The organism is Streptomyces sp. NPDC031426 (genome assembly GCF_055581585.1).
In genome coordinates this window covers 83,701-108,360 of sequence record NZ_JBVIJE010000008.1, presented here as the reverse complement: position 1 = coordinate 108,360, position 24,660 = coordinate 83,701, and the positions used below count along the sequence as shown (strand labels likewise).

The window sequence follows — 24,660 nt, the reverse complement described above, 5'->3', positions numbered from 1 at the left end:
CACCACCAGCGGCCGATCCAGCGCGGCCACCGAACACCGACGGCCGGCCTGAGCGTACGCGCCGCCCACCACCAGCGGCCGATCCAGCGCGGCCCTCCGCGACCACCGGCCGAACCGAGCACAGCCACCGACCACAGCCACCGACCACCGGCCGATCCAACCGCGCCCATCACCACCTGCCGAACCGACCACAGCCACCCGCCACCCGCCACCCGCCACCCGCCACCCGCCGATCCAACCGCGCCCACCACAACCGGCCGAGCCGAGCGCGGGCGTGCGGTGGTCAGTCCGGGAGCAGGCGGCCGATCGTCTCCTCCAGGCGAGGGAGTACCCGCTGTCCCGCGAGGGCCAGGGCGATCGCCGCCAGGACTCCGGCCCAGGCGGCGGGGCCGAGCGGGGTGCACCCGACGGCGTGGCTGGCGACCGGGATCTGCACCGCCGCGAACAGCGCCGCTGCGGAACCCAGGCAGGTGATCTGCACCAGGCGGCTCGCGCGCCGGTCCAGCCATGTCTGCACGAGCTGTGTGCCGACCACCCCGCACAGCGCCATCGTGCTGGAGCGGCGCGCGGTGCCGGGTGTGAAGCGGCCGATCAGCCAGGCCGTCAGCGCGCCCAGGCAGGTGGTGAGCGCCCGGTGCCGGATCTGCTGCAGCAGGGGCGCGCCCAGGACGGCGGAGGCGTCCTCCGGCGATCCGCCGCGGACCCGTACGGCACCGCGCTCGTCGTCCTCCGGCGCTCTGCCACGGGCCAGTGCCGGCGCGTCCTCCTTCTCGGTCACCGCCACCGCCATCGACGGGAACAGGTCGGTGAAGAGGTTCACCATGAGCATCTGCCGGGTGGACAGCGGCGCCCGGCCGGACAGCAGCGTGCCGAGGATGCCGAAGCCGACCTCGCCCGCGTTGCCGCCGATCAGGATGGCGATGGCGTCGGCCACGCTGTGCCACAGCGCCCGGCCCTCGCCGACCGCGTCGATCAGGACCGTCAGATCGCCGTCGGTGAGGACGATGTCGGCGGCGTTGCGCGCCGCGGCCGAACCGCGCGCGCTGATCCCGACGCCGATGTCGGCGGCGCGGATCGCCGCGGCGTCGTTGGCGCCGTCGCCGACCATGCCGACGACCCGGCCCGCGTCCCGCAGCGCCTCCACGACCTGGAGCTTCTGCTCGGGCGCCACCCGCGCCACCACACCCGCGTCGCGCAGCATCCGGGCCCTGGCCGCCCGGTCCTCCGCCGCCAGCTCGTCGCCGGTGACCACGACGGTGTCCTCGGGCCAGCCCAGCTCGGCCGCGATGGCCCGCGCGGTCTGCGGATGGTCCCCGGTGAGCATGACGGGTCGTACGCCTGCCTCGATCAGGCCCGCCACAAGCGCCGTGGAGGTCTCGCGCGGTACGTCGGACAGGGCGAGCAGCCCGATGAACTTCAGCTCGCGCAGCGGCTGTTCGAGGACGTCGTCCTCCTGCTCGTCGGCGCCCAGCCGCCGTTCGGCCACCGCCAGCACCCTGAGGCCGTCCCGCGCCAGCGCATGGGCCGCCTCCGAGGCGTGCTCGGGCAGCCCTGCGCACGCGGGCAGCACCGTCTCCGGGGCGCCCTTGACCACCAGCCGTAGCGGGCCGTCCCCGCTCCGGCCGACGGCGGCGGCGTATCCGCGTGCCGCCTCGAAGGGCAGGTCCGCGGACTGTGTCCAGTCCGGATCGGGACCGGCCGCCGCCAGCACGGCCTCGTCGGTGGCGTGCACCGGCCGCTCGGCGTCGCCGTCGACGCGCGGACAGGCGCGGACGGCGGCCCGGACGGTGCCGGCGGACCCCGGGTCGTCCACCGGGCGCACCGTGCCGTCGGCGTCGGAGGTGCGCACCAGGCGCAACCGGTTCTCGGTGAGCGTGCCGGTCTTGTCGAAGCAGAAGGTGTCCATCCGGCCCAGCGCCTCCAGGGTGCGCGGGGTGCGGACGAGGACACCGTCACGGCTCAGCCGCCGGGCGGCCGCGAGCTGCGCGACCGTAGCCACCAGCGGCAGCCCCTCCGGTACGGCCGCCACGCCCACCGCCACCCCACCGCTGACCGCGTCCCGGATGGCGGTGCCGCGCACCAGCGCCAGGCCCGTGACCGCGGCACCACCCGCCAGGGTCAGCGGCAGTGCCTTGCGGGTGAGTTCCTGCAGCCGGGCCTGTACACCGCCGGCCGGAGGCGTACGCGCGGCCAGGTGGACGGCGCGGGCGGCCTCCGTGTGCTCACCGATGTCGACGACCACGCCACGGGCCTGGCCCGCCACCACGGTCGTACCCTCGAAGACCATGCACCGCCGGTCGGCGACCGCGGCGTGCGGGGTCGGATCCGTCTGTTTCTCCACCGGCAGGGACTCACCGGTCAGGGCGGACTCGTCGACCTCCAGACCGTCCTGCCACAGCAGCCGGGCGTCGGCGGGCACCACGTCGTCCGCCTTCAGCTGGATCACATCGCCCGGATGCAGCTTGCCCGCCTCCACGGTCCGCGTGCCGCCGGCCGGGGCCTCTGTCTCCGGCGGTACGAGGCGCGCCTTCTGCTGCTGCTCCGCGACCAGTCCGGACAGCGCCCGTTCGGCGCGCAGCCGCTGGATGCCGCCGACCAGGGCGTTCAGATCCAGCGCGCCGACGACGAGCAGGGCGTCCACGACGGAGCCGAGGATCGCCGACGCCGCCGAGCCGACGGCGAGGACCGGGGTGAGCGGGTCGTGGAGTTCGCCGCGTACGGCCTGGCCGAGCCGGTAGGACCAGCGCAGCGGCGCGGCGGCCGGATGCCCGGACACACCGGCGGCGGCCCTGCGCACACGGGCGGCCAGCGTCTCGAAAGCGCCGCCCTCGGCGGCCGGTTCGTGCTCCAGCCGCTCCTGGGCCTGCTCGGGGTCCAGCTCGTGCCAGTGCACGCGCGCGTGCGGGTGCGGCGGCCGGGCCGCCGCCACGCCGAGCGCGGCCCGGCCCCCGGAGAACAGGGCCAACACGGCGGCGGCGTCCACGGGGGCGTGCCGCAGCCCCGGCAGTGCGGCGAGGCGGCCACGGCCGCCGCCCGACTCGCCGACGGCCACCAGCAGCCCGGAGAGCGCGGCGCCGGAACGGGCCAGGGTCTGGGCATGCCCGCCGACCGTGCGGGCGGCCGGGATCGCGGTCAGCACCCGCCATATGTCCGGCAGCCCGTGCAGCGCGAGGAGGTCCGCGCCCCAGACCACGGCGGCGTCGTGGTCGGTCAGGGCGAGGGCGATGTCGGCGTTGCGCAGCCCGGCCAGCACGTCGTGCTCGTCGGCCGTGCGCACCCGCGCGACGGCGAGCACCGCCCCGGCGTCGCCGCGCGCCTGGTACACGACGTCGTCCAGCGGCCGGCGTGGGTCGACGACCTGGTCGGCGAGGCCGGTGAAGTCCTCCAGGGCCGGGTCGTCCACGAGCACCACGCGCAGGCGGGCCCGGCGGGCCGCGTCCAGCACCGGTTCGGCCCACGGGTCGGCCTCGCCCTCGTCCGTGCACAGCGCGCTGGAGTGCAGGACGACCGTGCCGGCCATCTCCAGCCGGCGCAGCCGGTCCGGGTCGCGGACCAGGACACCCGTGCGGGCGAGCGCTGCGCTCAGCAGCGCGTGGAAGGCGGCGGGACCGTAGCGGGCGGCCTTCGGCGAGCCGGCGAGGACCGCCTCCGCAGCCTCGGCGACGTCGTGCTTGACCAGCAGGGTGGCCGCGGCGCCCAGCACACTGCCCGCGGAGGCGTGCTCGGCATACTCCTGGGCCGGGGACTCCCGCAGCGGCGGGCGGGGAGCGCCGTCCACCGCGATGCTGACGCGCCCGGGCGCGCACAACTGGTCGTGCACCGTGTCGAAGGCGGCGGAGCGAGCCACCGTCTCGGCCACCTGGCAGGCCCGCAGGACGCTGTCGAGGACGAGGGACGTAGGGGTCTGTCCGGCTCCGTGGACGGTGGCGTTCGCGCAGGCCAGCAGGAGATCCATGCCGGTGTTTCCGAGCCGGCCGCGCAGCCAGGCGCGAAAACGGGGGTTCTCCCGCAGCAGGGTCACCACCGCGGTCGCCAGGCGCGGCGTGGGCGGCAGCCGGAGCGCGTACGCGGTGACCGCGACGCCGATGCCCACCGTGTCGGCGGCGAGCGTGGCCACGGCCGCGCGCACCCCGGCCGGGTCGGCCGGATGCGTGGTCTCGTCCACATCCGCGGCCAGGAGCAGTCCGTGTCCCTCGGCCAGTTCGGCGGCGTGGTCCACGATCCGGTCGGTGGCCTCGTCCTTGGTCGCGGTCACCACCAGACGCGCGAGCCCCTCGTCCCAGTACGCGAACAGCACGTCGGGCCGCTCGGCCAGCGTTTCGGCCACCCGGCGCGCCAGATGCGCCGTGCCGCCCGCGCGCTGCACATGCTCGTGCGCCACCGGCCGCAGGGCCAGATGGGCACGGGCCCCGGCCCGCCAGTGGCCGCCGGAGCCGGGCAGCGCGTTGCGCGCGACCCGCGCCACGCGTACGGCGGCGTCCGCGCCGCGGACTCCTGCACGCACCGTTCCCGCGGCGGCGCCGGCGGCCGCTCCGACCGCCGGCGCCAGCAACCGCGGTGCCGAGGGCAGCAGCCGTACGGCCGCCGAGGGCATCGCCAGCAGTCGCAGCGCCATGGTCCTCCTCAGAGCGTGGTGCGGTCGGGCCGGGTCGTGGGACCGAGCGGCCCGGTGGCGTGCTTGCCCGCAGCGCCCTCGGCGCCGCGGGTGGTCCGGGGGCCGCCGGACGTCTTGGTGCCGCCGGTTGTCCGGGGGGTCCGGGATGCGGTGGGGCCTGTGGGGATCCCGGCGCTGCCGGTCGTCCGGCTGCTTGCACGGGTCCCGGCGTCGCCGGCTGTCCGGCTCCCTGCGGACGCCTCGGCGGCCCCGGCGGCCTCGACCCCGGCCTCGGCGGCGCCGGCGTCCCAGGCCTCGCCGGAAGTCTCGGCGTCCTCGGCGGCCTTGGCCCCACCCGTGCGGTGGGCGCCCGGGGACCTGCCGCCGTGGCCGGCCCCGAGGGCCGCGGTGCCGAGGTCCTGAGCGGCCTCGGGACTCTGCCCGCCGTCCGCCGGAAGTTTGGGCCGGGGCTGGGTGAGCCAGGCCACGGCCGCGCCGGTGAGGGCCACGGGCCACTCGACCACGCCCGCCGCCCCGAGCACTCCGGCCCCCGCGTACACCGCGATGCGCCGCCCGCGGGGCGAGACCGCGCCCATCTTGTCCAGGGTTTCCTCCGCGGCCCTGGTCACCATCCCGGCGCCGGGCACCCGGCGCAGTGCGGAGGCCGCGCCGCGCAGCGGCGCCGTGAGAAGCGACGACGACTTCTGCTCAGCCATGACTCTCCTCGGGTGAGATCGCCTTGCGTGCCCCACCGAGTGCCCGCAACCGTGCTGGTCATCCCCGTTTCTCCGCAGAGGGTGCCCACTTCCAAGGGAACGCCTCGCGCCGCTCCCGCGCCACCCGCACCGCGCGACCACCCTGCCCGGACGCCTCGGCAACCACCCTGCCCGGATGCCTCAGCAACCGCCCCGCCCGGAGGCCTCGGAACAGCGCCTCGAACACAGCCGAAATCGGTCGGCGCATAGAAGTGGCCGGGGTCCGGATCCAGGTCCTCACCCGCTGCCAGGAGGCCGTCCCGGTCGCCGCACTCCCGTCCTACCGGTCAACTCCGGATGGCCGGATGGAAGGATGGGCGTGAGGGAGGGCGGATGGGGCGCAGGGAGAGGGAGGCGGTCGCGCAGGCGGCCCGTCTGTACGAGGCCGCACAGGCACTGGCCGACGACCACGGCAGGGCGGTAGAGGCGGTCCGCGCGGCGCTGAAGCCGATTCAGGACGCGGTGGTGGGGCAGGCGCTCGACGCCATACCCGTGGCACGGCTGCAGGACGCCACGGACGGACGGCTGCGGCTCGCCAGTGTCGACAAGAGCGGACTGCGCACGGTCCGGCAGGTGCTCGAAGCCGGTCCCTACCGGTTGCGGCAGATCCCCGGAGTCGGTCAGCGCACCGCGGACCAGATCGTCGCGGCCGCACGGCAGCTGTCCGACGCCGTGCACGACACCGTCGCAGTGCACATCGACGTCGACCGGCCGGAGCCGCGGACCACGGCGCTCGTCATGGCCCTGCACGTCCTGGTGGAGGCGGGGCCCGAAGCGCGGCGCGCGGTCGGCACCGCCGCCGAGCTGGCGCAGCGGCTCGGCCCCCCGCTGGCCGAGGGCCGGCCGGCGGCCGGGCGGCTGAGCATGCTGACGGCCGGGCGGGCCAGGAAGGCGCGCGCGCTGGCGGCGGTCGAGGAGCTGCGCACGCTGGTGGCGGAGGCGGTCGAGGCCGGGACCCCTGAGGCGCTCGCGCAGGCGTCGGTGGACCTGTTGCGGGGCACGTCGAACGACCTCGCGGCCTGGGTGGACTTCGAACTGCGCTCCGCCGACTACTACGGCCTGCTCACCGAGATCTCCGGGCGTGCCCCGGACACGGCCGCCGCCGAGGGGTTCCTGCCCGACGGGATCGCCGAGCGGGTGCGGGGACAGCAGCTCGACGACTCCCGGCTGCGCGTGTCGCTGCGCGGCTACCAGGCGTTCGGCGCCCGGTTCGCCCTGGCGCAGCGCAAGGTGATCCTGGGCGACGAGATGGGGCTCGGCAAGACCGTCCAGGCCATGGCCGCGCTGACGCATCTGGCCGCAGAGGGGCAGAGCCACTTCATGGTCGTGTGCCCGGCGAGCGTGCTGGTGAACTGGACGCGCGAGATCGAGGGACGCACCTGGCTCCATGTCACGCCCCTGCACGGGCCGGACCGGCACGACGCGTTCGCGTACTGGAAGGGGCGGGGCGGCGTCGCCGTGACGACCTTCGACGCCCTGCGCGGCTTCCCGGCCCCCGGCGGCGGTGAGATCGGGATGCTGGTGGTGGACGAGGCCCACTGGGTGAAGAACCCCAGGGCCCTGCGCTCCCAGGCCGTGGCGCAGTGGGCGGGGCACTGCGAACGGGTCCTCTTCATGACGGGCACGCCGATGGAGAACCGGGTCGCCGAGTTCCGCAACCTGGTCCGGATGCTCGACGAGACCGTGGCCGACCGTGTCGGCGCCGATGCCGGACTGCCGGGCTCGGTGGCCTTCCGGAAAGCGGTCGCACCGGTCTACCTGCGCCGCAACCAGGCGGATGTCCTCGCCGAACTGCCCGCCCTGCAGCAGACGGACGAGTGGGAGGAACCGAGCGCCTCGGACGAGGAGGCGTACCGCGAGGCGGTGCGCTCCGGCAACTTCATGGCGATGCGCAGGGCCGCGTACGCCCGCCCGGAGAAGTCCGCCAAGCTCGTCCGGCTCCGCGAGATCGTGCGGGAGGCGGCGGAGAACGGGCTGAAGGTGGTGGTCTTCTCCAACTTCCGGGATGTCCTGGGCGTGGTGGAGGACGCGCTCTGCGCCGGGTCAGGGGCCGGCGGGCCCGTGGTCGGCCCGCTCACCGGGAGCGTGCCGCCCGAGCGGCGCCAGCTGCTCGTCGACGAGTTCACTGCTGTGTCCGGTCCGGCGGTGCTGCTGGCGCAGATCCAGGCGGCGGGGGTAGGACTCAACCTCCAGGCCGCCTCCGTCGTGATCATCTGTGAGCCCCAGATCAAGCCAACCGTCGAACAGCAGGCGGTGGCGCGGGCCCACCGCATGGGCCAGGTACGGCCGGTCCGGGTGCACCGCCTTCTGGCTCCGGGCGGCGTGGACGAGCGGATGGTGGAGATGCTGCGCAGGAAGGTCCGCCTGTTCGACGCCTACGCCCGCCGCAGCGCGGTGGCGGAGGCGACTCCGGACGCCGTCGACGTGTCGGACACGGAGATGGCGCGCCGGATCGTGGCCGAGGAACAGACCCGCCTGGGCTTCGGAACCGGCAGTGTCGGCGGCGCGACCGGCCCTGTGGGGAGCGCGGCCGGCCCTGTGGGCAGCGCGGCCGGCGAACCGGCGGACGCGGTTCCGGGTACCGGCGAGGCGGCCGACAGCGCTTCTTGACGGCGTCCAGGGGCGCCAGGAGTCGTCGTATTCGGGATGGCCGGCGTACGGCAGGGCGCGCAGGCGCAGCGCGGTGCAGGGCGCCGGATCGTGAAGGGCCACATGAGTGAGCAGCTTCACCCGGGGCCTCGGCGCCGAACCGCCCCATCGGCGTGTGCGTGGTCCTCCCGTCCCATGAGGTGAGCACCTGCTCGATCTCGTCGGCCGTCACGCCCCAGACCGCGCCGGGCGCGCCGCTGATCGCGTCCCGGCCACCCGTTGCTCCTCCTGGAACCGGGCGAGCAGGAACGGTTCGAGAGCCGGGGCGGTCATGCGGCGCGCTCCCTTCGCCCCACCGACGCGGCCAGCTCCCGCTGATAGCCGGCATAGGCCGTGCGCAGGGCCTCCCCGGGCCAGTCGGCGGGGAGGAGTCCGGGTGGCAGGACCGGGTCGGTGAGCAGGTGGCGTACGGCCGCGGCGTAGGCGGTGAGGCGGTCCGCCGGAGTGCGGGCGGCGGCCGCGCGGGCGAGCAGTGTCCGCGCGGTCGCCGCCCAGGTGTCCAGCGGCCAGAGCCGGGCGACCAGGTCATGTGCGGGCTCATCGGGTCGCGCGGTGTACGTCCGGGCGACGGATCCGAGCATGTCCGGCAGGGCACGGTCGAGGTTGGCCGGGCGCAGCCACACGCCCTCGCGGAGTTCCGCCAGGCGCAGCGCGGCCAACCGGGCGCGCAGATCGGCGCGTTCGGCGGGACCCCGACCGGTCGCCGTGATCACCACCATCTCCCAGTCGCCGTCCCACGCGCGCGTGCCCGGCCGGAGCGCCTCGTCCTGGCGCCGCTGGCGGGCCAGCAGCCGGTCGCTGAGCCGGTAGACGCCGGCGGTGCGGCGCAGGTCCCCCGCGGTGACCATCCGGCTGAGCGCGGCCCGCAGCGTGGAGCCGCCGACACCGAAGGGCTCCACCAGGAGCACCAGGTCCTTCACCGGCAGCTCCGCCGGGTGCGCGCCGAGGAGCAGGCTCAGCACGACCGACCGCGCGGACAGCGGCCGCAGGCCTGCCTCCTCGGGCTCGGGCGAGACGTTCATGCGCATGGGCAGGTACTGTACGGGCACTTCTTGTTGCAGTATTGCTACGACCGCAGGAAGAGTGCAACATGCTTCCATGGTCTCGATTCCCGCGCAGTCGCCCGCGCCGCCGCAGCCCCAGCCGCAGTACGCCACGCACGACGTCACCAACCAGGCCCCGCCCTTGGCCCCGTACGACGCCTCCGACGACCGGGCCCTGCTGGAGGGACTGCGCCGGGAGGGCGCCGGTTGGGCCGAGGAGGACATCCGGCGGCTGGGGGCGCGCGCCGGCAGCGCGGAGGCGCAGGAGTGGGGTGAGCTGGCGAACCGGCACGAGCCGGTCCTGCGTACCCACGACCGCTACGGCCACCGGATCGACGAGGTCGACTTCCATCCCAGCTGGCACCACCTGATGCGCACGGCGGTCGCCGAGGGCCTGGCCGGCGCCCCGTGGGCGGACGAGCGGCCCGGCGCCCATGTGGTCCGTACCGCGGGCGGGCTGGTGTGGGGGCACACGGAGGCCGGGCACGGCTGCCCGACGTCGATGACGTACGCCGCCGTGCCCGCGCTCCGCGCACAGCCGGATCTGGCCAAGGTCTACGAACCGCTGCTCACGAGCCGGGAGTACGACCCGGAGCTGCGCGTGCCGGCCGAGAAGCCGGGCCTTCTCGCGGGCATGGGCATGACCGAGAAGCAGGGCGGGTCGGACGTCCGGACGAACACCACCGTGGCCACGCCCACGGGGGAGCCCGGTCTGTACACGCTGCGCGGGCACAAGTGGTTCACATCGGCGCCGATGTGCGACGTCTTCCTGGTCCTCGCACAGGCCCCGGGCGGGCTGTCGTGCTTCCTGGTGCCGCGCGTTCTGCCGGACGGCAGCCGCAACGCCTTCCGCATCCAGCGGCTGAAGGACAAGCTGGGCAACCGCTCCAACGCGTCCTCGGAGCCGGAGTTCGACCGGACGGTGGCCTGGCTGGTCGGGCCGGAGGGGCGCGGGGTCAAGACCATCATCGAGATGGTCAACTGCACCCGGCTGGACTGTGTGATGTCCTCGGCGACGCTGATGCGCAAGTCGCTGGTCGAGGCGGGTCATCACGCCCGGCACCGCAGCGCGTTCGGTGCCCGGCTGATCGAGCAGCCGCTGATGCGCAACGTCCTGGCCGACCTGGCGCTGGAGTCGGAGGCGGCGACGACCCTCACGCTGCGGCTGGCCGGCGCGGCCGACCGCGCGGTGCGCGGGGACGCCGGGGAGCGGGCGTTCCGGCGGATCGCCACCGCCGTCGGCAAGTACTGGGTCACCAAGCGGGGCCCGGCGTTCACCGCCGAGGCCCTGGAGTGCCTGGGCGGCAACGGCTATGTCGAGGACTCCGGCATGCCGCGGCACTACCGGGAGGCTCCGCTGCTGTCGATCTGGGAGGGCTCGGGCAACGTCAACGCGCTCGACGTGTTGCGCGCCCTCGGCCGCGAACCGGACACCGCCGAGGCCCTGTTCGCCGAACTCGCCCTCGCGCGCGGGGCGGACGCCCGCCTGGACACGGCGGTCGCCGCACTCAAGGACCAGTTGGCCGAAACGGACCAGGTGGGCGCCCGCCGTCTGGTCGAGCGGATGGCGCTCGCCCTCCAGGCCTCTCTGCTGGTACGACACGCCCCGCACCCGGTGGCGGACGCCTTCTGCGCGAGCCGGCTGGGCGGTGACTGGGGGCACGCGTTCGGCACGCTGTCCGCCGGGACCGACCTCGACACGATCCTGGAGCGGGCCCTCCCCGGCCGGAACTGACCCCTCCCACCGGGCGCCGGTGCTCCTCTCGGCGGCAGGCGCGGGCGGCTCGCGCCCTGGCCGGTGACAGCCGACGGATCGCACACAGTCAGCGCGCAGCTCCGGACCGTTGTCAGTGTCGTGGTGCACACTCGCGATCAGGTGGCACTCGTCTCGGGAGGACAACGTGTTCACGGGGATCGACGAGGTCGACTGGGCCTCGCTGCGGCACGCGCACGGCAGCGCGGAGGACGTGCCCGGATGGTTACGGGCGCTGGCGTCCGCCGACACCGCCGAGCGGGCGACCGCGCTCGACGGGATGTACGGCGCGCTGCACGACCAGGGGTGTGTGTACGACTCGACGCTGGCCTGCGTCCCTTTCCTGCTCTCGCTCGCGGCCCGCGAGGAGGTGCCGGACCGGGGCGGCATCGTGGAACTGCTGGTCGGCATCGGCGCGGACACCGCGGACGGGGACCCACGCGCACGGGAGGCGGTGTGCGCGGGCGCCGAGGTGTTCGTCCGGCTCGTCGGAGACCCGGACCCCGCGGTGCGCCGGGCGACCGCGTCGGCCCTCGTGCACTTCCTGCCCGCGCCGGCCCGGGTCCTGGACCTGTTACGGCAGCGGCTGCGGGCCGAGCGGGACGACCGCGTCCTGCTCGCCCTTCCGGAGGCGCTCGCCCTGTTCGTCCGCCGGCACCCCGCGCACGCCGACGCCGCGGTGGACCTCCTGGCCGAACAGAGCGCACCGCCCTACGCACCGGGGCTGCGGCTCGCCGCACTCGGTCAGCTCGCGCTCGTCGCGCCCGCCCGGCTGCCCGCCGACCTGGTGCCGACGGCCGTGCGGCTGCTGCGGGAGCGCTCCGCGCACCGGGCCCGGATCACCGAGCCCCGCGCCGCCGACTCCCTCGTCGGGCGCATACGGCGGCTGCGCCCGTCCGACGAGGAGGGCTCCCGGCTGCTGCGTACCCTGCACACCGCGCTCGGCGACCGCGTTGATGACCGGATCGCGCTCCTCGACGGGCAGTTGACCGGCCCGGACCCGGTGGACCGGTGCCATGGCGTCTGGATGGCGGCAGCGCTGCTGCGCGGCTGGCGCGCCGACCACCGCGGCACGGTCCGGCTGCTCGGGGCTCAACTGGGCACGGAACATGACTGGTTGCGGGACGCGGCGGTCGCCGTGCTGGCGGAGCTGTGGGCGCTGGCCGCGCCCGCCGCGGACGACCTGCACGCCCTCGTGTGCGCCCGCCCCGACCTGTGGACGCACCGCGTGGAGCGCGGCACCTGCACGCTGGGCGGTCCGCTCAGGGCGCTGGCCAGGGCCGGCGATCCGCGCGCGGTCCCACCCCTGGCCCATCTGCTGGCCGGCCCGGCCGCACCGGTGGACCTGGGGTTCGAGCTGGCCCACCTGGGTGCCGCCGCGGCCCCGCTCGCCCCCGCGGTGCGGCATCGACTCGGCCGGATTCCGCCGGATTCCCCCGTCGCCGCCCCGCTGCTGGCGGCGGTCGGCGCCATGGGGGACGAGGAGGCCGTTCCGCAGGTGCTGCGACTGCTGTCGGGTGCTCGCGGCGGACCGGGGGCACGGGACGACACGGTCACGGGCCGGGCCATCGAAACACTGGAGCTGCTGGGCGCCACCGCGCGGGCGGTACCGGCCCTCCGCGCGCTCCTGCGCACCCGGCATGCCGCCGCAGCGGCCGGCGCGCTCTGGTCGGCGCAGCGGGACCCGTCCGCCGTACTCCCCGTGCTGCTGCGGGAGTTGGGCCGGAGTGATCCGGTGAGCCGGCGCGCGGCCGCCGTACAGCTCGGCCGTCTGGGCCCGGCCGGGCGGGCCGCGCGGCCCGCGCTGCGCCGTATGACCCGATCGCGGCTCGCACGGGAGCGGGTGGCGGCCGCGTGCGCGCTGTGGCGCATCGACGCGGATCCGGAGCCGGTTCTGCCGGTGTTCCAGCAGGCCTGGGCACAGGACCCGCACACCCGCCGTCCGATCGCCCGGTGCCTGACCGCGATGGGCCCGGCCGCCGAGCCGTTACGGCACCTCGCGGCAGCGGAACTGGCCGCCCCGCGCCGCCACTTGGCTCATGTGGACGCAGGCAGCGGGCAGGGCATACCGGAGGACGAGGCCCTGCTGGGCGCGTGCCGGGAGGTGCTGGCGACGGTGTAGACGGTGCAGGGGTGTCACGGCGGGCACTCGTCCGAGCCGATGCATGCGGGGACGCGGCTGCTCGTCTCGTGGAGGGTGACGCTCCAGCGTGTGTGGTTCCAGGCAGGGTTGCGCCGGTCCTCGGCCATCGGCTTCGGGCAGACGGCTCCCCGCACCCGGACGGACAGCAGCACCACGCGCCGAAACCGGGCCCGGAGCTCCGGGTCCTCGGCCTGCGCGGGATGGATCACAGTCGGCGCCGGTCCCCGGCAGGGGGGACCGGAGGCCGCCGGCGTGGTCAGACCATCCGTCCCCACTGGGGTCCGAGCCGTGCCCACTCCGTGTCCCAGGCGTGCATGCGGCGGCGTTCCAGCCGGCCGCGCAGGGCGAGGCCTACGGCGAAGGGGACGGCCGCCGCGCTCACGCCCACCAGGCAGCCGATCAGGGTGCCCCGGAAGGCGGCCTCGGAGGCGGAGGCGGGGCGGTCGACGAGTCGGCCCTGCGGGTCGGTCCAGACCGTGACCGGCGTGCCGGCCTTGCTGCCGGGCTCGACCCGGACCTGTCCGGTGTGGGTGGAGCCGTCGGCCACGGTCCAGCCCACCTTGGCCCAGACGCGTTCACCGGCGGAGGCGTGGCGGTGCACGGGGGACCTTCCAGGGGCCCGCCCCACCACGTGGGCAACGACGGGACGCCAGGCCGCCCGTTCCCTCGCGAGTCCGTGCTCCACCGACCCGGCCGCCACGAGGCCGGCCGAGATCCCCGCCATGACGGTCAGCAGCCAGGCGCCGAGCAGCACCCAGGCCTCCACGACATCGGCCCGGCGTTTGAGCGGATTGCGCCGCCAGCGCCACAGCCACACCTTCGGACCACGGAACGCCTTCAAAGGCATCCTCCTCACGAGCGCACCGACCGGCCGGACCGCCCTCCCATACGCGGGAGATCGCTCCGCTGCTCACGACGAGCCGTCTCCCCGACGGTCGCACGAGACACGTGCCCAGCGCAGGCGCATGCCGCAACGGGCCCGGGCCGGCCTCCGTGACCGGCCGACGACACCGCCGTGACCTGCGAAAGGAGCACACACGGGGAGACTGTCAGTGGTGGGGTGCACACTGGCCGATAACCGACGACAACCTGTCTCACGACTACCTGGACGAAGGCGTCCCGGAGGTGATCGGCATGACCGAGGTACTGCTGGCGGTGGGCACCCGCAAAGGCCTGTTCATCGGGCGGCGCAGGGGTGGCGGCACCTGGGAGTTCGACGACAGTCCGTATTTCAACGCACAGGCGGTGTACTCGGTCGCGATCGACACCCGGGAGAGGCGGCCGCGGCTGCTGGTGGGCGGCGACAGCGCGCACTGGGGCCCGTCGGTCTTCCACTCCGACGACCTCGGCCGCACCTGGACCGAACCGCCGCAGCCGGCCGTCAAGTTCCCCAAGGACACCGGCGCTTCCCTGGAGCGCGTCTGGCAACTGCACCCGGCCGCCGCCGAGCCCGGCGTGGTGTACGCGGGCACGGAACCGGCGGCGCTGTACCGCTCGGAGGACCGCGGCGAGAGCTTCGAGCTGGTCCGGCCGCTGTGGGAGCATCCGACGCGCTCGCAGTGGGTGCCGGGCGGCGGCGGTGAGGGTCTGCACACCGTGGTCACCGACGCCCGCGACCCGAAGGCGGTCACCGTGGCCGTCTCGACGGCCGGGGTGTTCCGCTCCAGCGACGGCGGGGCGAGCTGGGCACCGTCCAACTCCGGTGTGTCCGCGGTGTTCCTGCCGGACCCTAACCCGGAGTTCGGCCAGTGCGTGCACAAGATCGCCAAGGATGCGGGCGACCCGGACCGGCTGTATCTGCAGAACCACTGGGGGGTGTACAGAAGCGACGACGCGGGCGCGCACTGGACGGACATCGGCGCGGATCTGCCGTCCACGTTCGGCTTCGCGGTGGCCACGCATCCGCGCCGGGCCGACACGGCCTACGTCTTCCCGATCAACGCCGACGCGGACCGGGTGCCCGCGGGGCACCGCTGCCGGGTCTTCCGCACCACGGACGCGGGCCGTACCTGGGAACCGCTGGCCAAGGGTCTGCCCGAGGAGGATCACTACGGCACGGTGCTGCGGGACGCCCTGTGCACCGACGACGCCGACCCGGCGGGTGTCTACTTCGGCAACCGCAACGGCGAGGTGTTCGCCTCGGCCGACGACGGCGACAGCTGGCAGCAACTGGCGGCGCATCTGCCGGACGTGCTGTGCGTGCGGGCGGCGGTGATCGGCTGAGCCACGTCCGCGGGCCGCGGGGCGCCTCCGTCGGGCTTCGGCCATCGGTCGATCAACGGGCCGGGTACGGCAGCAGGGTGACGCTCCAGCCGCCGACACCACCCACGCCGGCGGACGCTCCTCAGCGAGGCCGGCCTTGTGCGTGGCACCCCGCCGCCGACGGCACAATGGAACGCCACGACCATGCCCGGCAGGCCACGCCCGCAGCCGAACCCGGAGGGAGCGGGCGGCCACCGGTCTTGCGCCTCGCACCGGCAGCCGCTCGGCCCCGATGGACTAGTGCGCTCCGATGGTGGTCCTCGGGCTCTGTACGTCGCCGTAGTACTTGCCGTTCAGCCAGAACCCGGTGGAGACCACGTAGGTGCCCGCCGGCGCATTCCAGTATTCGCTGTACCCGGCCCCCCCTCCACCGGTCCCCGCCGTGGTGGAGCCCTGGCCGGTGGAGACCCCGGAACCACAGCCGAAGTCGTGAGCCCAGCCGCCGGTGTTGACGTTGATCGCGTGCGCGCAGTACCACACGCCGGTGCCGGAGTAGTTCTGGAACGGGATCGTGGCGGACATGGTGTATCCGTTGTTCTCGACCCAGTAACAGGAGTCGATCGAGATGTTGTTGGTGACGTACGCGTAGTTGCCGGTGGTCCACGACCGGCACGCATATGCGCTGTATGCCGGGGCGACGACGTGGGTGCTGGACGACGGGGTGGCGGCATGGGCGCCTGACGCCGTGAGGAGGCTACCGGCCAGGGAGGCCGCAACGGCTGCCGAGACGGTGAGTGCCTTCTTGAGACTCATGGGGGGTACCTTCCAGTGTCGACGCTTTCGCGTAGTTCGCGAGACCAATGAGCGGTGGCGACGGCCATCGTCGCGGCCACCACTGCTGCCTTGACCGAACGTTTCCTTGCTGTTCCTTTCGTTGCGCAGGAATGGCTGAGTGACCCACCGTGACGCTATGGACACGGATCCGTCGGCCGTCCTAGATTCGTCCTAGTGCCAGGTCAGCCAAGGGATCGGCGCTGATCGTGACGTGCTGGGGGGAGCATGAGATTCGGCGTGCTGGGGCCGTTACGCGCCCAGATCACGGGACGCGAGGTCCGATTAGCCGGACCGCGGCAGGCCAAGATGCTGGCCGCGCTTCTGGTCGACGCCAACAACCTCGTCGCCATGGAGCGGCTCGTCGCGGTCATGTGGGACGGGAAAGCACCCGCCACCGCGGTCCGTCAGGTCCAGGACGCTCTCTCCGGGCTGCGCCGCAACCTCGCCGCGTGCGGAGCACCCGGCTCCTTGATCAGCACGCGGCGCGGCGGCTACCAGATCCACTTGGCGCCGGGTCAGCTCGACCTACTGGAGTTCGATCACGAGCGGCACCTCGCCGAACGGCACACGGCCCCGTTCGAGACGGCTGTCGCGCTGCGGCGCGCGCTGACCTGCTGGCGCGGCAACGCCCTGGTCGACATCTCCAGCCGGGTCCTGGAGCTCGATGCGGCACGGCTGAACGAGAAGCGCGCGGCCACGCACAAACTGTGTCTGAGCATCGAACTCGACCTGGGGCATCATCGTGAGGTCATCGAAGAACTGACCGCCCTGCTCCGCGAGCACCCCTACGACGAAAAGGTCGCCGAACACTTGATGGTCGCCCTCTACCGGTGCGGGCGACAAGGCGAGGCGCTGCAGGTGTACGAGCGGCTGCGCCGGACGCTGGCAGGCGAACTCGGCGTCGACCCCACCCCGCCGATCCAGGCGCTGCATCTGCGCATCCTGGCCGCCGATCCCGCCCTGGCGGCTCCGGTCCCGGCGAGCGGTCCCTCGGACACACGACCGGCAAGTCCGGGCACGGCGGCCACCGAACCGATCATGGCGATGCCGGTGCGTCAACTGCCGCTCGATGTACCCGACTTCGTGGGCCGGGCCGACGTGCTGGCCGAGGTCGCCCGATTACTCGACGGGACGGCGCCGAACCGGGCCGCGGTGGCCGTCATCGTGGGCGGTCCCGGTGTCGGCAAGTCCTCTCTGGTGACGCACGCCGCTCGGCTGGCGAGCGCCACGTTCCCCGACGGCCAGCTCTACCTCAACCTCGCCGGGACGTCGGACGAGCCGCGGGACCCGGCGCAGATGCTGGCCGAGGCGCTGCGCGCACTCTCGATCGCCGGCAGCGCGATCCCGAACGGCCTGTCCGAGCGGGCCGCGCTGTACCGGTCGTTGCTGGCGGACCGCCGGATGCTGGTGGTGCTGGACGATGCCGGTCACGCCGACCAGGTACTGCCGTTGCTGCCCGGGGCCGACGGCTGTGCCGTGCTGATCACCAGCCGCGCACTGCTGACGCAACTTCCCGGCGCCCGGCACATCGACCTGGACGTGCTGACCCCGGCAGAGGCGCGGGAGTTGTTCACCGGCATCGTCGGGCGGCGGCGGGTCGAGCAGGAACCGGCGGAGGCCGACGCGATCCTCGACTGCTGCGGCAACCTGCCGCTGGCGATCCGGATCGCAGGCGCCAAGCTCACCGGCCGCCCGGCGTGGTCGCTGGCGGTGCTGCGGGAACGGATCGAGGACGAGTCCCGGCGGCTGGCCGAGCTGAGGATCGGGGATCTAAGCGTACGAGCCAGCGTCGAACTGAGCTTGCGGCTGCTGCCGGCCGACGCGGTGCGCGCGCTGAGTCTGCTGGGCCTGCTCGGCCCCTACACACTGCCCGGCTGGGTGGTCGGCCCGCTGCTGGAACGCTTCGACGCCGAGGAGGTGCTCGACACCCTCGTCGACGCCAGCCTGGTACGGCTCACCACCACCGACACCATCGGCCAGCCGCGCTACCGGCTGCACGACCTGATCAGGACCTGCGCCGTGGAGATCGCCGCCCAGCTTCCGGTGGCGGACAAGCGGGACGCGATCGTCCGGGTACTGTCCGCCTGGCTCGATCTGGCCGGGCGCGGCACCGATCGGCTGCCGGCCGGGCTTCTGGCCGCCGCGCCCGGTTCGGCGCCGCGCCTGTCGCTGCCCGACACGGTCGTGGACCGGCTGATGGCCGACCCGGTCGGCTGGTTCGACGCGGAACGCGACACCCTGCTCGGCGCGGTGAAACTGGCCGTGGACTGGGGACTGGACGAGTTGGCCTGGGAGCTGGCGGCCGGCCCGGCGACCTACTACGACCACCGGTGCCTGTATCAGGACTGGGAGCACGGGCACCGGCTCGCGTTGGAGGCTGCCGAGGCCGCCGGCAACATGCGCGGCGCATCGGTGCTGCTGCGCGGTCTTGGCCAGCTGCACATCTACCGGGACGAGTTCGACGCGGCGACCCGTACCCTGCAGTCCTCCCTCGGACTGTGCCAGGACGGCCAGGACAAGCGCGGCGCGGCGCTGTCCATGGCGATGCTGAGTACAGTCAGCCGGGTGCAGGGCCGTTACGACGAAGCCGCCGATCGTATCGAGCAGGCGCTGGCCCTCGCGGTCGGTGAGGGCGACCGGCGCCTCGAAGCGCACCTGTTCTGCTCGATGGCCGTGATGCGGCTCATGCAGGGCGAACTCGACGAGGCGGAGTCCTGGTTCAGCGAAGCCTTGCGCCAGGCCAGGGCGCTCGACGACGGGCATCGGGTGGCGGTCGTGCTGCGACGGTTCAGCCGGCTGCACGATCGGCGCGGTGATCCGGACGAGGCGCTGCGCTGCCTGTGGCAGGCGTTGGCCACCTTCGAGGAACTGGCCGACGAGCGGTGCGCCGCGTACACGCTGCTGGAAGTCGGCCGCGTCTACGCCGGCCGGCACGACCGGGATCGGGCGAGCCCGGCATTGGAGCGCGCGGCGGACGTGTTCCACCGGCACGGCGACCGCCACGACGAGGCCGCGTGCTGGCAGCTGATCGGCGACCTGGACGCCGCCGCCGGCTTCCACGACCTGGCGCGCCGGCACCGCGAGCGGGCGCAGCGGTTATGGCAGACCATAGGTGACATGCACCTGACCAGGACTGCACCGCCACCGTCGTCGCCGTGACCTGGCCGGGTTCGCCGTGCCATCTCGCCTGCGCTGCCCCAGAGCTTCGAAGGCCCCGTCGGGCCCGACCAGATGCTGCGCTTCCTCCGCGGCTCCGATACGTGGTCACGCGGCATGGTGGTACTCGTGCAGAGTTCCGCCGAGCCGGTGTCCGCGATCGGACGGGAGGCGACGGGCCGGGGAGCAGGCAGAGACCGGGTGGACCCCGCCAATCGTCGATGCGGTTTTTTGGCGCGGGAACGCGCCAGCGCCCCGTGGACAGCGCCTGATGGCGACTCATGCCAGTGGAGGTGTCTGCGGCGAGGTCTTGCCATCCCGCGGAGAACCCCGCCTCAAGGGGCCGCACCCATGAACACGCTGTGCTCCGCCCGCCGCCGATCTTGGCCCGCGGGGAACCGTCGTGTCAGGAGCGACGTTTTTGGACAATGAAGGCTGTGCCGAGAGAGGGGCGATTATGCAAGTCCAAGTTGGTGTTGTAGGGCTGAACGGCCTTCAAACTGAGGCCGAGTTGAGATCGCTGCACGGTTGGCTTCAAACAGACAGGCAGACGAGGCGCCTCGCGGCCCCGCACTTGGGAGCGGTGGACCCGCCGGTACCGGGTGCACAGGGCTCGGTGATCGACGTTCTCTCGCTTGTGCTCGGTTCGACCTTCAGCGCCGCTTCGTTGGCGGTCAGCCTCCTGAGCTGGCGCGCCACACGACCGCAGCACCCCATCCTGACGGTTCGCCGGCCCGACGGAGTAACCGTAGAGATCAACACCAGCTCCGTGGAAGAGGCGCGGGTGCTCCTCGAACGGCTTGAGCTCGATTAGGCGCGCTAACCGTGGACTACCTTCCCTGCCCGGAACGTTCACGTGCAGTGCTCGTCGGTACTGGCAGCTACTCCCACCTCGATGATCTGCCCGCCGTACAGGCAAACGTACCCGCGCTGAGGGCTCTGCTGTGCGGGCCCGTCGCGCCGTTTCGCACGGAGAACTGCATCGCTCTGGTCGACCCCGCCACCACCGTCGAGGTGTCGAGGGCCGTGCAGAAGGCCGCGAGAGAGGCGACCGACACACTGCTCATCTACTACGCCGGGCACGGTCTCCTCGACGACAAGGGAGACCTGCACCTGGCCATCCCGCAGAGCGACAGCGCCTCCGTCTACGACACGGCCGTCCCCTACGACTGGATCAGACGCCCCATCGAGTCAACTGGAGCGGCCCGACGTATCGTCATCCTGGACTGTTGCTACGGCGCGCGGGCGTTCGGCGTCCAGTCCGAGTCAGTCATCGACCTCGCGGAGGTGGACGGTACCTATGTCATGGCCGCGGCGGGAGAAACGGCCGTGGCTCTCGCGCCACCAGGGGAAACCTACACGGCCTTCACTGCCGAACTCATCGAGACCTTGAGCGGGGGCGTGCCGGGCGCGGGCGAACTGCTCGACCTGAATGTCATCTTTCGCCATGTACGGGGGCGGCTGAAGGCACGGAGTCGGCCCACGCCGCTGGACCTGGACCGCAACGGCCTAGGCGCCACCCCTTTCATCCGCAACAGCGCCTATGTGCCTGCCGCGCCCCCGGCCGGTGCCCACCACGACATGCTGCATGTCCTGGAGTCAACGCCGCGCACCGCGACGGTCGCCCAGCTAGTGACGTCGGTGGGCCTGCTGAGCGAGAAACGCTCAGCCACCGCCAGCGACCTCGTCCGTACGGCCCTCCAGGTACGAGCGGTCACCGAACTCGCCCCGTTCCTAGCTGCTCTCTTCGCGGCGGGCCATCGTGCCCTAGCCGAGGCCGCGCTGCCGACCCTGTTCCTGACCCGGCCGGTGGAGGAAACCGCACATCTAGTGGACCTGCTGCACGCAATGTCCGCAGACGAGTGCGTCGTCAGCCTGCTGCAGCTTTCCGTACGGTTACAGCCGACGCAGCAGGCTGTCCAGTTCGCCGAGGCTCTGTGCCGCGCGGACCTCGCCGAACACGCGCGGGCGCTCCTCACGGGTTTCGCACTGACCAGGGACGTAGCAGAGACTCTCCAGCTGATACAGGAGCTCGCCCATGGCGAGCTGCCCCATCTTCTCACCGAGGTCGCGCGGTCCGTCGCCGAGCGCCGTGCCGTCTCCGACATCACGGCGTTGTTCCTGCCTTTGTGCGTCGACGACATGCCGGACACCGCAGCCCTCCTTTCCCAGATCGTCGCGGCGAAACGCAGCGCGATCGACGCTGCCGAGATGATCTCCGTCCTCGTGCGGGAAGGGCACGAACACGAAGCGCGACAGATCTTTGCGGTCGGTATGAGCCAGCGCGGCCCCCACCACCTGGCGGAGCTGGTCGCCGCCTTGCAGTCGAACCAACTCGTCAACGCCGCTGCCACTGCCCGGCACCTGGCAGTGCAGCACTGGCCCACAGAGCACGTCTCCCAGTTCATCGCGCATCTGCTGGCGGTCGGCCAGCACCAGCACGCGCTGGAGGCAGCAGTGCACACGGCGCGGAAGCGGACAGTCGAGGAGTTCGCCTCCATCACCTCGCACCTCACCGAACTGATCGCCGACCAGGCGATGGAAGAACTACTGGATGACGCCGCTCGAACGTGTTCACCCAGCCAGGCCGCCTACCTGGTGACCAAGCTGGACGCCGCAGGACACGACGGACCGGCGGACCGTATCTTCTGGCTAAGCCTCCATCGTCCCGTGGGCCACGCCGCCGGCATGCTCCGCCACTTGGACCACGCCGGGTCGCGGTTCCTCAGCGACGCCGAGCTGCCCGAACTTTGGCAGACGCGGCCGCCCAGCGACCTTGCCCGACTGGCCGTGGCGCTGGAGCGCTCTCTTCCACACAAGTCGGAACTGCTGCTCAGCATTACCGACCGTCCCGCCCACCAGGTGGTCACGATGGTGGACAGCCTGGAAAAGGCAGAGGCCAACACTCTGTCCAACAAGGTCCTCCGGGCGGTCGTCTCCGAATGGAGTACGGCCGCACAGGCACATCTCGTCATCGGGCTGGAGGAGCGTTCGCAGATCGGTTGCGCACGGTATCTGGAGCAACGGGCCTCCCGTACAGAGGGTTTCGCCGACCTCCTGCGCGCCGCGCGGACTGAGGGCAAGCCCGCGGAGCCCTGGTGGCCGTGGTGGCCGCGCCAGCGCTTCGCCTACCAGCCATCGCCACACACGCACGTGATGTATGTCGTCAAACGCGATGAATCCGTCTTTGACATCGCAAAGCGCTACGGTGTGCGCCAAGCGGGAATCATCGATGAGAACACCCTCCGAGCCCCATACACCCTCTATGAGGGGCAAGCCCTCAGCATTCCCCTCCAGTCCGACCGCAGGCATTTTATGGTCCCACCGTTCCCGCGGCGCCTCGTGCCTGGCCGTGTCCACGCGGACGTCGAGCGACTGCAGAGTCTCCTGAAACGGGCCGGATACCTCGATCAGCTGGTTCGCGAGAGCTACTACGGCTCCAAGACCTGCCAGGCGGTCACTCGACTCAATCAAGATCACCTGCTGGGCCGACACAATCCCCGCATCACACACAAGGGCTGGGACATCCTCCACCGCCTCGCCAGAGGCGGGTGAACGGGTTCAAGAGCCTTCGCCCAGCCTGCTTCAACAAGTTCATGCAATGGTCGTGGGCCCGCCGCGGCGAGCTGGGCGTCGCCCTGCCGATGGGATACCTGCGCCGCCCTCCGGGGATGCAGTGCTCGGCCCGGACGAGCAGGTCCGCTACGCGGTGCGGCTGGTGAGCGGCCACAGCATGCACCAATTCCGCACTTACCTCCCGTGGGGCATCGCCGCGCGGGCAGCGTGTCCAGTCCTGGTCGGGCAGGACGCGCTGAGGGCGGTGGGGGCATGGATCCGGTGTCGGCGGCGTTGCTCGCGGAACTGGCAGCAGGCGCTGGCGGTGCGCTCGGCCGCCAGGCGTGGGTGGCGCTCACCTCGCTGGTTCGCCGCCCGTTCGGGCACGGCCACGACGCATCCGCGCAGGCGCCGGCTGTCAGCTCCGGAGAGGCGGAGCTGATCCGGCTTCAGGAAGAACCCGGGGATACGGCGCGCGCACGGGCGTTGTGCACCGCATTGGCGACGCGCGCCGCGGTGGATGTTGACCTCGATCCTTCATGTTTGATCGGTGCCGGTTGAGGTCATCGGTTCATGCCGTTTGTCCCCGCCGTTGCCGGGTGGGGCCGTGGCGTGTCGCTGCGGCTGCGGCCGCGCCGGACTTCCACGGTTCCTGGGGAGTGCCTCGATGTCCCTCGTCAAGCGTGAATATCACGCGGGGGCAGTTTCGGGGCCTCGTGGTTCGTAGAAGGTGCCGTCGCGGAGCATCGCGAACAGGACGGTGATGCGGTGGCGCGCCAGGCGGAGGGGGGCTTGGGTGTGGATCTTTCCGCGGGTCGGACTTTGGCGCAGGTCCCCTACCACGAGCTCGGCGGCACCTACTTCGCCCATCGCGACCCCGAACACGCCATCCGCCGAGCCATCGCCCAGCTCAACCAGCTCCGCTACACCGTCACCTCAACCCGATGGAGGGAGCAGCCTGACCTGCCACGGGCGAGCGCCCGGCAATCTGTGACCGCCGGGCGCTCAACCATACATAAAAGGCCCTGAGCTGGAGCTATTTACGCGTCAGAAGCCCTTGGTGATGGGTTCGAGAGTCGCCACGCACTACACATGCAAGGTCATCGAGAACGCGTCGGCGACTCTTCTGAGGTACGGCGGGCGATGGCTCGCACTCAACCTGAGCCATGCCCCACGCCCAACGAAACCCCTGCGCCCCTCGGCATCTCAGGGAAGGGGCCGCCATCCTCCGAGCCGTCGCACGCACCAGGGCTTACGGCAGTCGCCAGTCCACCGGCTGGGCACCCTGCCGCAGCAGCAGATCGTTGGCGCGGCTGAACGGACGCGAGCCGAAAAAGCCCCGGTCCGCCGACATCGGCGACGGGTGCGCGGACTCAATCGCCGGAAGATCCCCCAGCAACGGCCGCAGATTGCGCGCGTCACGCCCCCACAAGATGGATACCAGCGGCTTGCCGCGCCCGGCGAGGGCCCGGATCGCCTGCTCGGTGACCTCCTCCCACCCCTTGCCGCGGTGGGCGCCGGGGCTGCGCGGAGCCGTGGTCAGCGCCCTGTTGAGCAGCAGCACGCCCTGCTCCGTCCACGGCGTCAGGTCACCGTTCGACGGCCTGGGCAGCCCCAGGTCGGTGTGCATCTCCCGGAAGATGTTCTCCAGACTCCCCGGCAACGAACGCACCTCGGGCGAGACCGCGAAACTCAGTCCGATGGCCATCCCGGGTGTGGGGTAGGGATCCTGCCCCACGATCAGGACACGGACGTCATCGAAGGGCTGCTGGAAGGCCCGCAGGACATTCGCCCCGGATGGCAGGTAAGTCCGGCCCGCCGCTATCTCGGCCCGGAGGAAGTCCCCCATGGCCGCGATGCGTTCAGCCACAGGTTCAAGAGCCTTCGCCCAGCCTGCTTCGACAAGTTCATGCAAGGGTCGTGGTGCCACGGCGCCTCACTCTACTGGTGGGTGCCGTGCCCCGGCACAACACATA

Annotated in this window: 15 protein-coding genes; 8 read left to right on the top strand and 7 right to left on the bottom strand. The window is 72.6% G+C overall.

Annotated elements, in window-relative coordinates:
• Positions 1-283: 283 nt before the first annotated feature.
• Positions 284-4,615 carry an HAD-IC family P-type ATPase gene (locus ACZ5NH_RS18215; protein WP_468776376.1) on the bottom strand — a complete coding sequence of 1,444 codons (4,332 nt, stop codon included), beginning with the start codon at positions 4,613-4,615 and terminating at the stop codon, positions 284-286.
• A gap of 8 nt (positions 4,616-4,623) precedes the next feature.
• Complete coding sequence (locus ACZ5NH_RS18210; protein WP_468776373.1) at positions 4,624-5,310, bottom strand: hypothetical protein; 687 nt, start codon at positions 5,308-5,310, stop codon at positions 4,624-4,626.
• A 372-nt stretch (positions 5,311-5,682) separates the two neighbouring features.
• Here ACZ5NH_RS18210 and ACZ5NH_RS18205 point away from each other — a divergent pair, with 372 nt between their 5' ends.
• Positions 5,683-7,959 carry a DEAD/DEAH box helicase gene (locus ACZ5NH_RS18205; RefSeq protein ID WP_468776371.1) on the top strand — a complete coding sequence of 759 codons (2,277 nt, stop codon included), beginning with the start codon at positions 5,683-5,685 and terminating at the stop codon, positions 7,957-7,959.
• A 308-nt stretch (positions 7,960-8,267) separates the two neighbouring features.
• Here ACZ5NH_RS18205 and ACZ5NH_RS18200 read toward each other — a convergent pair whose 3' ends face one another.
• Positions 8,268-9,026: a PaaX family transcriptional regulator C-terminal domain-containing protein gene (locus ACZ5NH_RS18200; RefSeq protein WP_468776368.1), complete on the bottom strand. Its 759-nt coding sequence runs from the start codon at positions 9,024-9,026 to the stop codon at positions 8,268-8,270.
• A 70-nt stretch (positions 9,027-9,096) separates the two neighbouring features.
• Between ACZ5NH_RS18200 and ACZ5NH_RS18195 the strand changes: the two genes are divergently transcribed.
• Complete coding sequence (locus ACZ5NH_RS18195; RefSeq protein WP_468776365.1) at positions 9,097-10,776, top strand: DNA alkylation response protein; 1,680 nt, start codon at positions 9,097-9,099, stop codon at positions 10,774-10,776.
• A 166-nt stretch (positions 10,777-10,942) separates the two neighbouring features.
• A complete protein-coding gene (locus ACZ5NH_RS18190) occupies positions 10,943-12,916 on the top strand; it encodes a HEAT repeat domain-containing protein (protein ID WP_468776363.1) in 1,974 nt (657 codons plus the stop codon).
• 14 nt (positions 12,917-12,930) lie between these two features.
• Here ACZ5NH_RS18190 and ACZ5NH_RS18185 read toward each other — a convergent pair whose 3' ends face one another.
• Together ACZ5NH_RS18185 and ACZ5NH_RS18180 are read right to left on the bottom strand one after the other, a co-directional pair.
• Positions 12,931-13,146, bottom strand: a complete 216-nt coding sequence (locus ACZ5NH_RS18185; RefSeq protein WP_468776360.1) for a hypothetical protein — start codon at positions 13,144-13,146, stop codon at positions 12,931-12,933.
• 47 nt (positions 13,147-13,193) lie between these two features.
• Positions 13,194-13,784, bottom strand: coding sequence for an Rv1733c family protein (locus tag ACZ5NH_RS18180; RefSeq protein ID WP_468776358.1), 591 nt, complete (start codon positions 13,782-13,784; stop codon positions 13,194-13,196).
• A gap of 287 nt (positions 13,785-14,071) precedes the next feature.
• On the opposite strand from ACZ5NH_RS18180, the gene ACZ5NH_RS18175 reads away from it, so the two are divergent.
• Positions 14,072-15,160 carry a WD40/YVTN/BNR-like repeat-containing protein gene (locus ACZ5NH_RS18175; protein WP_388629123.1) on the top strand — a complete coding sequence of 363 codons (1,089 nt, stop codon included), beginning with the start codon at positions 14,072-14,074 and terminating at the stop codon, positions 15,158-15,160.
• Positions 15,161-15,436: 276 nt separating this feature from the next.
• On the opposite strand, the gene ACZ5NH_RS18170 is transcribed toward ACZ5NH_RS18175, so the two are convergent.
• Positions 15,437-15,952, bottom strand: coding sequence for a hypothetical protein (locus tag ACZ5NH_RS18170; protein ID WP_451555960.1), 516 nt, complete (start codon positions 15,950-15,952; stop codon positions 15,437-15,439).
• Positions 15,953-16,198: 246 nt separating this feature from the next.
• Here ACZ5NH_RS18170 and ACZ5NH_RS18165 point away from each other — a divergent pair, with 246 nt between their 5' ends.
• The 4 genes from ACZ5NH_RS18165 to ACZ5NH_RS18150 all read left to right on the top strand — a co-directional run bounded on the left by ACZ5NH_RS18165 (position 16,199) and on the right by ACZ5NH_RS18150 (position 23,245).
• Positions 16,199-19,132, top strand: coding sequence for an AfsR/SARP family transcriptional regulator (locus tag ACZ5NH_RS18165; RefSeq protein WP_468776353.1), 2,934 nt, complete (start codon positions 16,199-16,201; stop codon positions 19,130-19,132).
• 454 nt (positions 19,133-19,586) lie between these two features.
• Positions 19,587-19,943 carry an effector-associated constant component EACC1 gene (locus ACZ5NH_RS18160; protein ID WP_468776928.1) on the top strand — a complete coding sequence of 119 codons (357 nt, stop codon included), beginning with the start codon at positions 19,587-19,589 and terminating at the stop codon, positions 19,941-19,943.
• 11 nt (positions 19,944-19,954) lie between these two features.
• On the top strand, positions 19,955-22,684 hold the full coding sequence (locus ACZ5NH_RS18155; RefSeq protein WP_468776350.1) for a caspase, EACC1-associated type: 2,730 nt from the start codon (positions 19,955-19,957) through the stop codon (positions 22,682-22,684).
• 273 nt (positions 22,685-22,957) lie between these two features.
• The gene (locus ACZ5NH_RS18150) at positions 22,958-23,245 is read left to right on the top strand and encodes a hypothetical protein (RefSeq protein WP_468776348.1); all 288 of its coding nucleotides are present in this window, start codon (positions 22,958-22,960) and stop codon (positions 23,243-23,245) included.
• Between the two features lie 691 nt (positions 23,246-23,936).
• On the opposite strand, the gene ACZ5NH_RS18145 is transcribed toward ACZ5NH_RS18150, so the two are convergent.
• On the bottom strand, positions 23,937-24,614 hold the full coding sequence (locus ACZ5NH_RS18145; RefSeq protein WP_468776347.1) for a uracil-DNA glycosylase: 678 nt from the start codon (positions 24,612-24,614) through the stop codon (positions 23,937-23,939).
• Positions 24,615-24,660 lie beyond the last annotated feature (46 nt).

Excerpts from the sequence above, each read along its gene's own strand:
- ACZ5NH_RS18175 (WP_388629123.1), top strand. The coding sequence starts at position 14,072 with ATGACCGAGGTACTGCTGGCGGTGGGCACCCGCAAAGGCCTGTTCATC.
- ACZ5NH_RS18200 (WP_468776368.1), bottom strand. The coding sequence starts at position 9,026 with ATGCGCATGAACGTCTCGCCCGAGCCCGAGGAGGCAGGCCTGCGGCCG.
- ACZ5NH_RS18210 (WP_468776373.1), bottom strand. The coding sequence starts at position 5,310 with ATGGCTGAGCAGAAGTCGTCGTCGCTTCTCACGGCGCCGCTGCGCGGC.
- ACZ5NH_RS18205 (WP_468776371.1), top strand. The coding sequence starts at position 5,683 with ATGGGGCGCAGGGAGAGGGAGGCGGTCGCGCAGGCGGCCCGTCTGTAC.
- ACZ5NH_RS18165 (WP_468776353.1), top strand. The coding sequence starts at position 16,199 with ATGAGATTCGGCGTGCTGGGGCCGTTACGCGCCCAGATCACGGGACGC.
- ACZ5NH_RS18170 (WP_451555960.1), bottom strand. The coding sequence starts at position 15,952 with ATGAGTCTCAAGAAGGCACTCACCGTCTCGGCAGCCGTTGCGGCCTCC.
- ACZ5NH_RS18215 (WP_468776376.1), bottom strand. The coding sequence starts at position 4,615 with ATGGCGCTGCGACTGCTGGCGATGCCCTCGGCGGCCGTACGGCTGCTG.
- ACZ5NH_RS18180 (WP_468776358.1), bottom strand. The coding sequence starts at position 13,784 with ATGCCTTTGAAGGCGTTCCGTGGTCCGAAGGTGTGGCTGTGGCGCTGG.
- ACZ5NH_RS18195 (WP_468776365.1), top strand. The coding sequence starts at position 9,097 with ATGGTCTCGATTCCCGCGCAGTCGCCCGCGCCGCCGCAGCCCCAGCCG.
- ACZ5NH_RS18150 (WP_468776348.1), top strand. The coding sequence starts at position 22,958 with ATGGATCCGGTGTCGGCGGCGTTGCTCGCGGAACTGGCAGCAGGCGCT.
- ACZ5NH_RS18160 (WP_468776928.1), top strand. The coding sequence starts at position 19,587 with ATGCAAGTCCAAGTTGGTGTTGTAGGGCTGAACGGCCTTCAAACTGAG.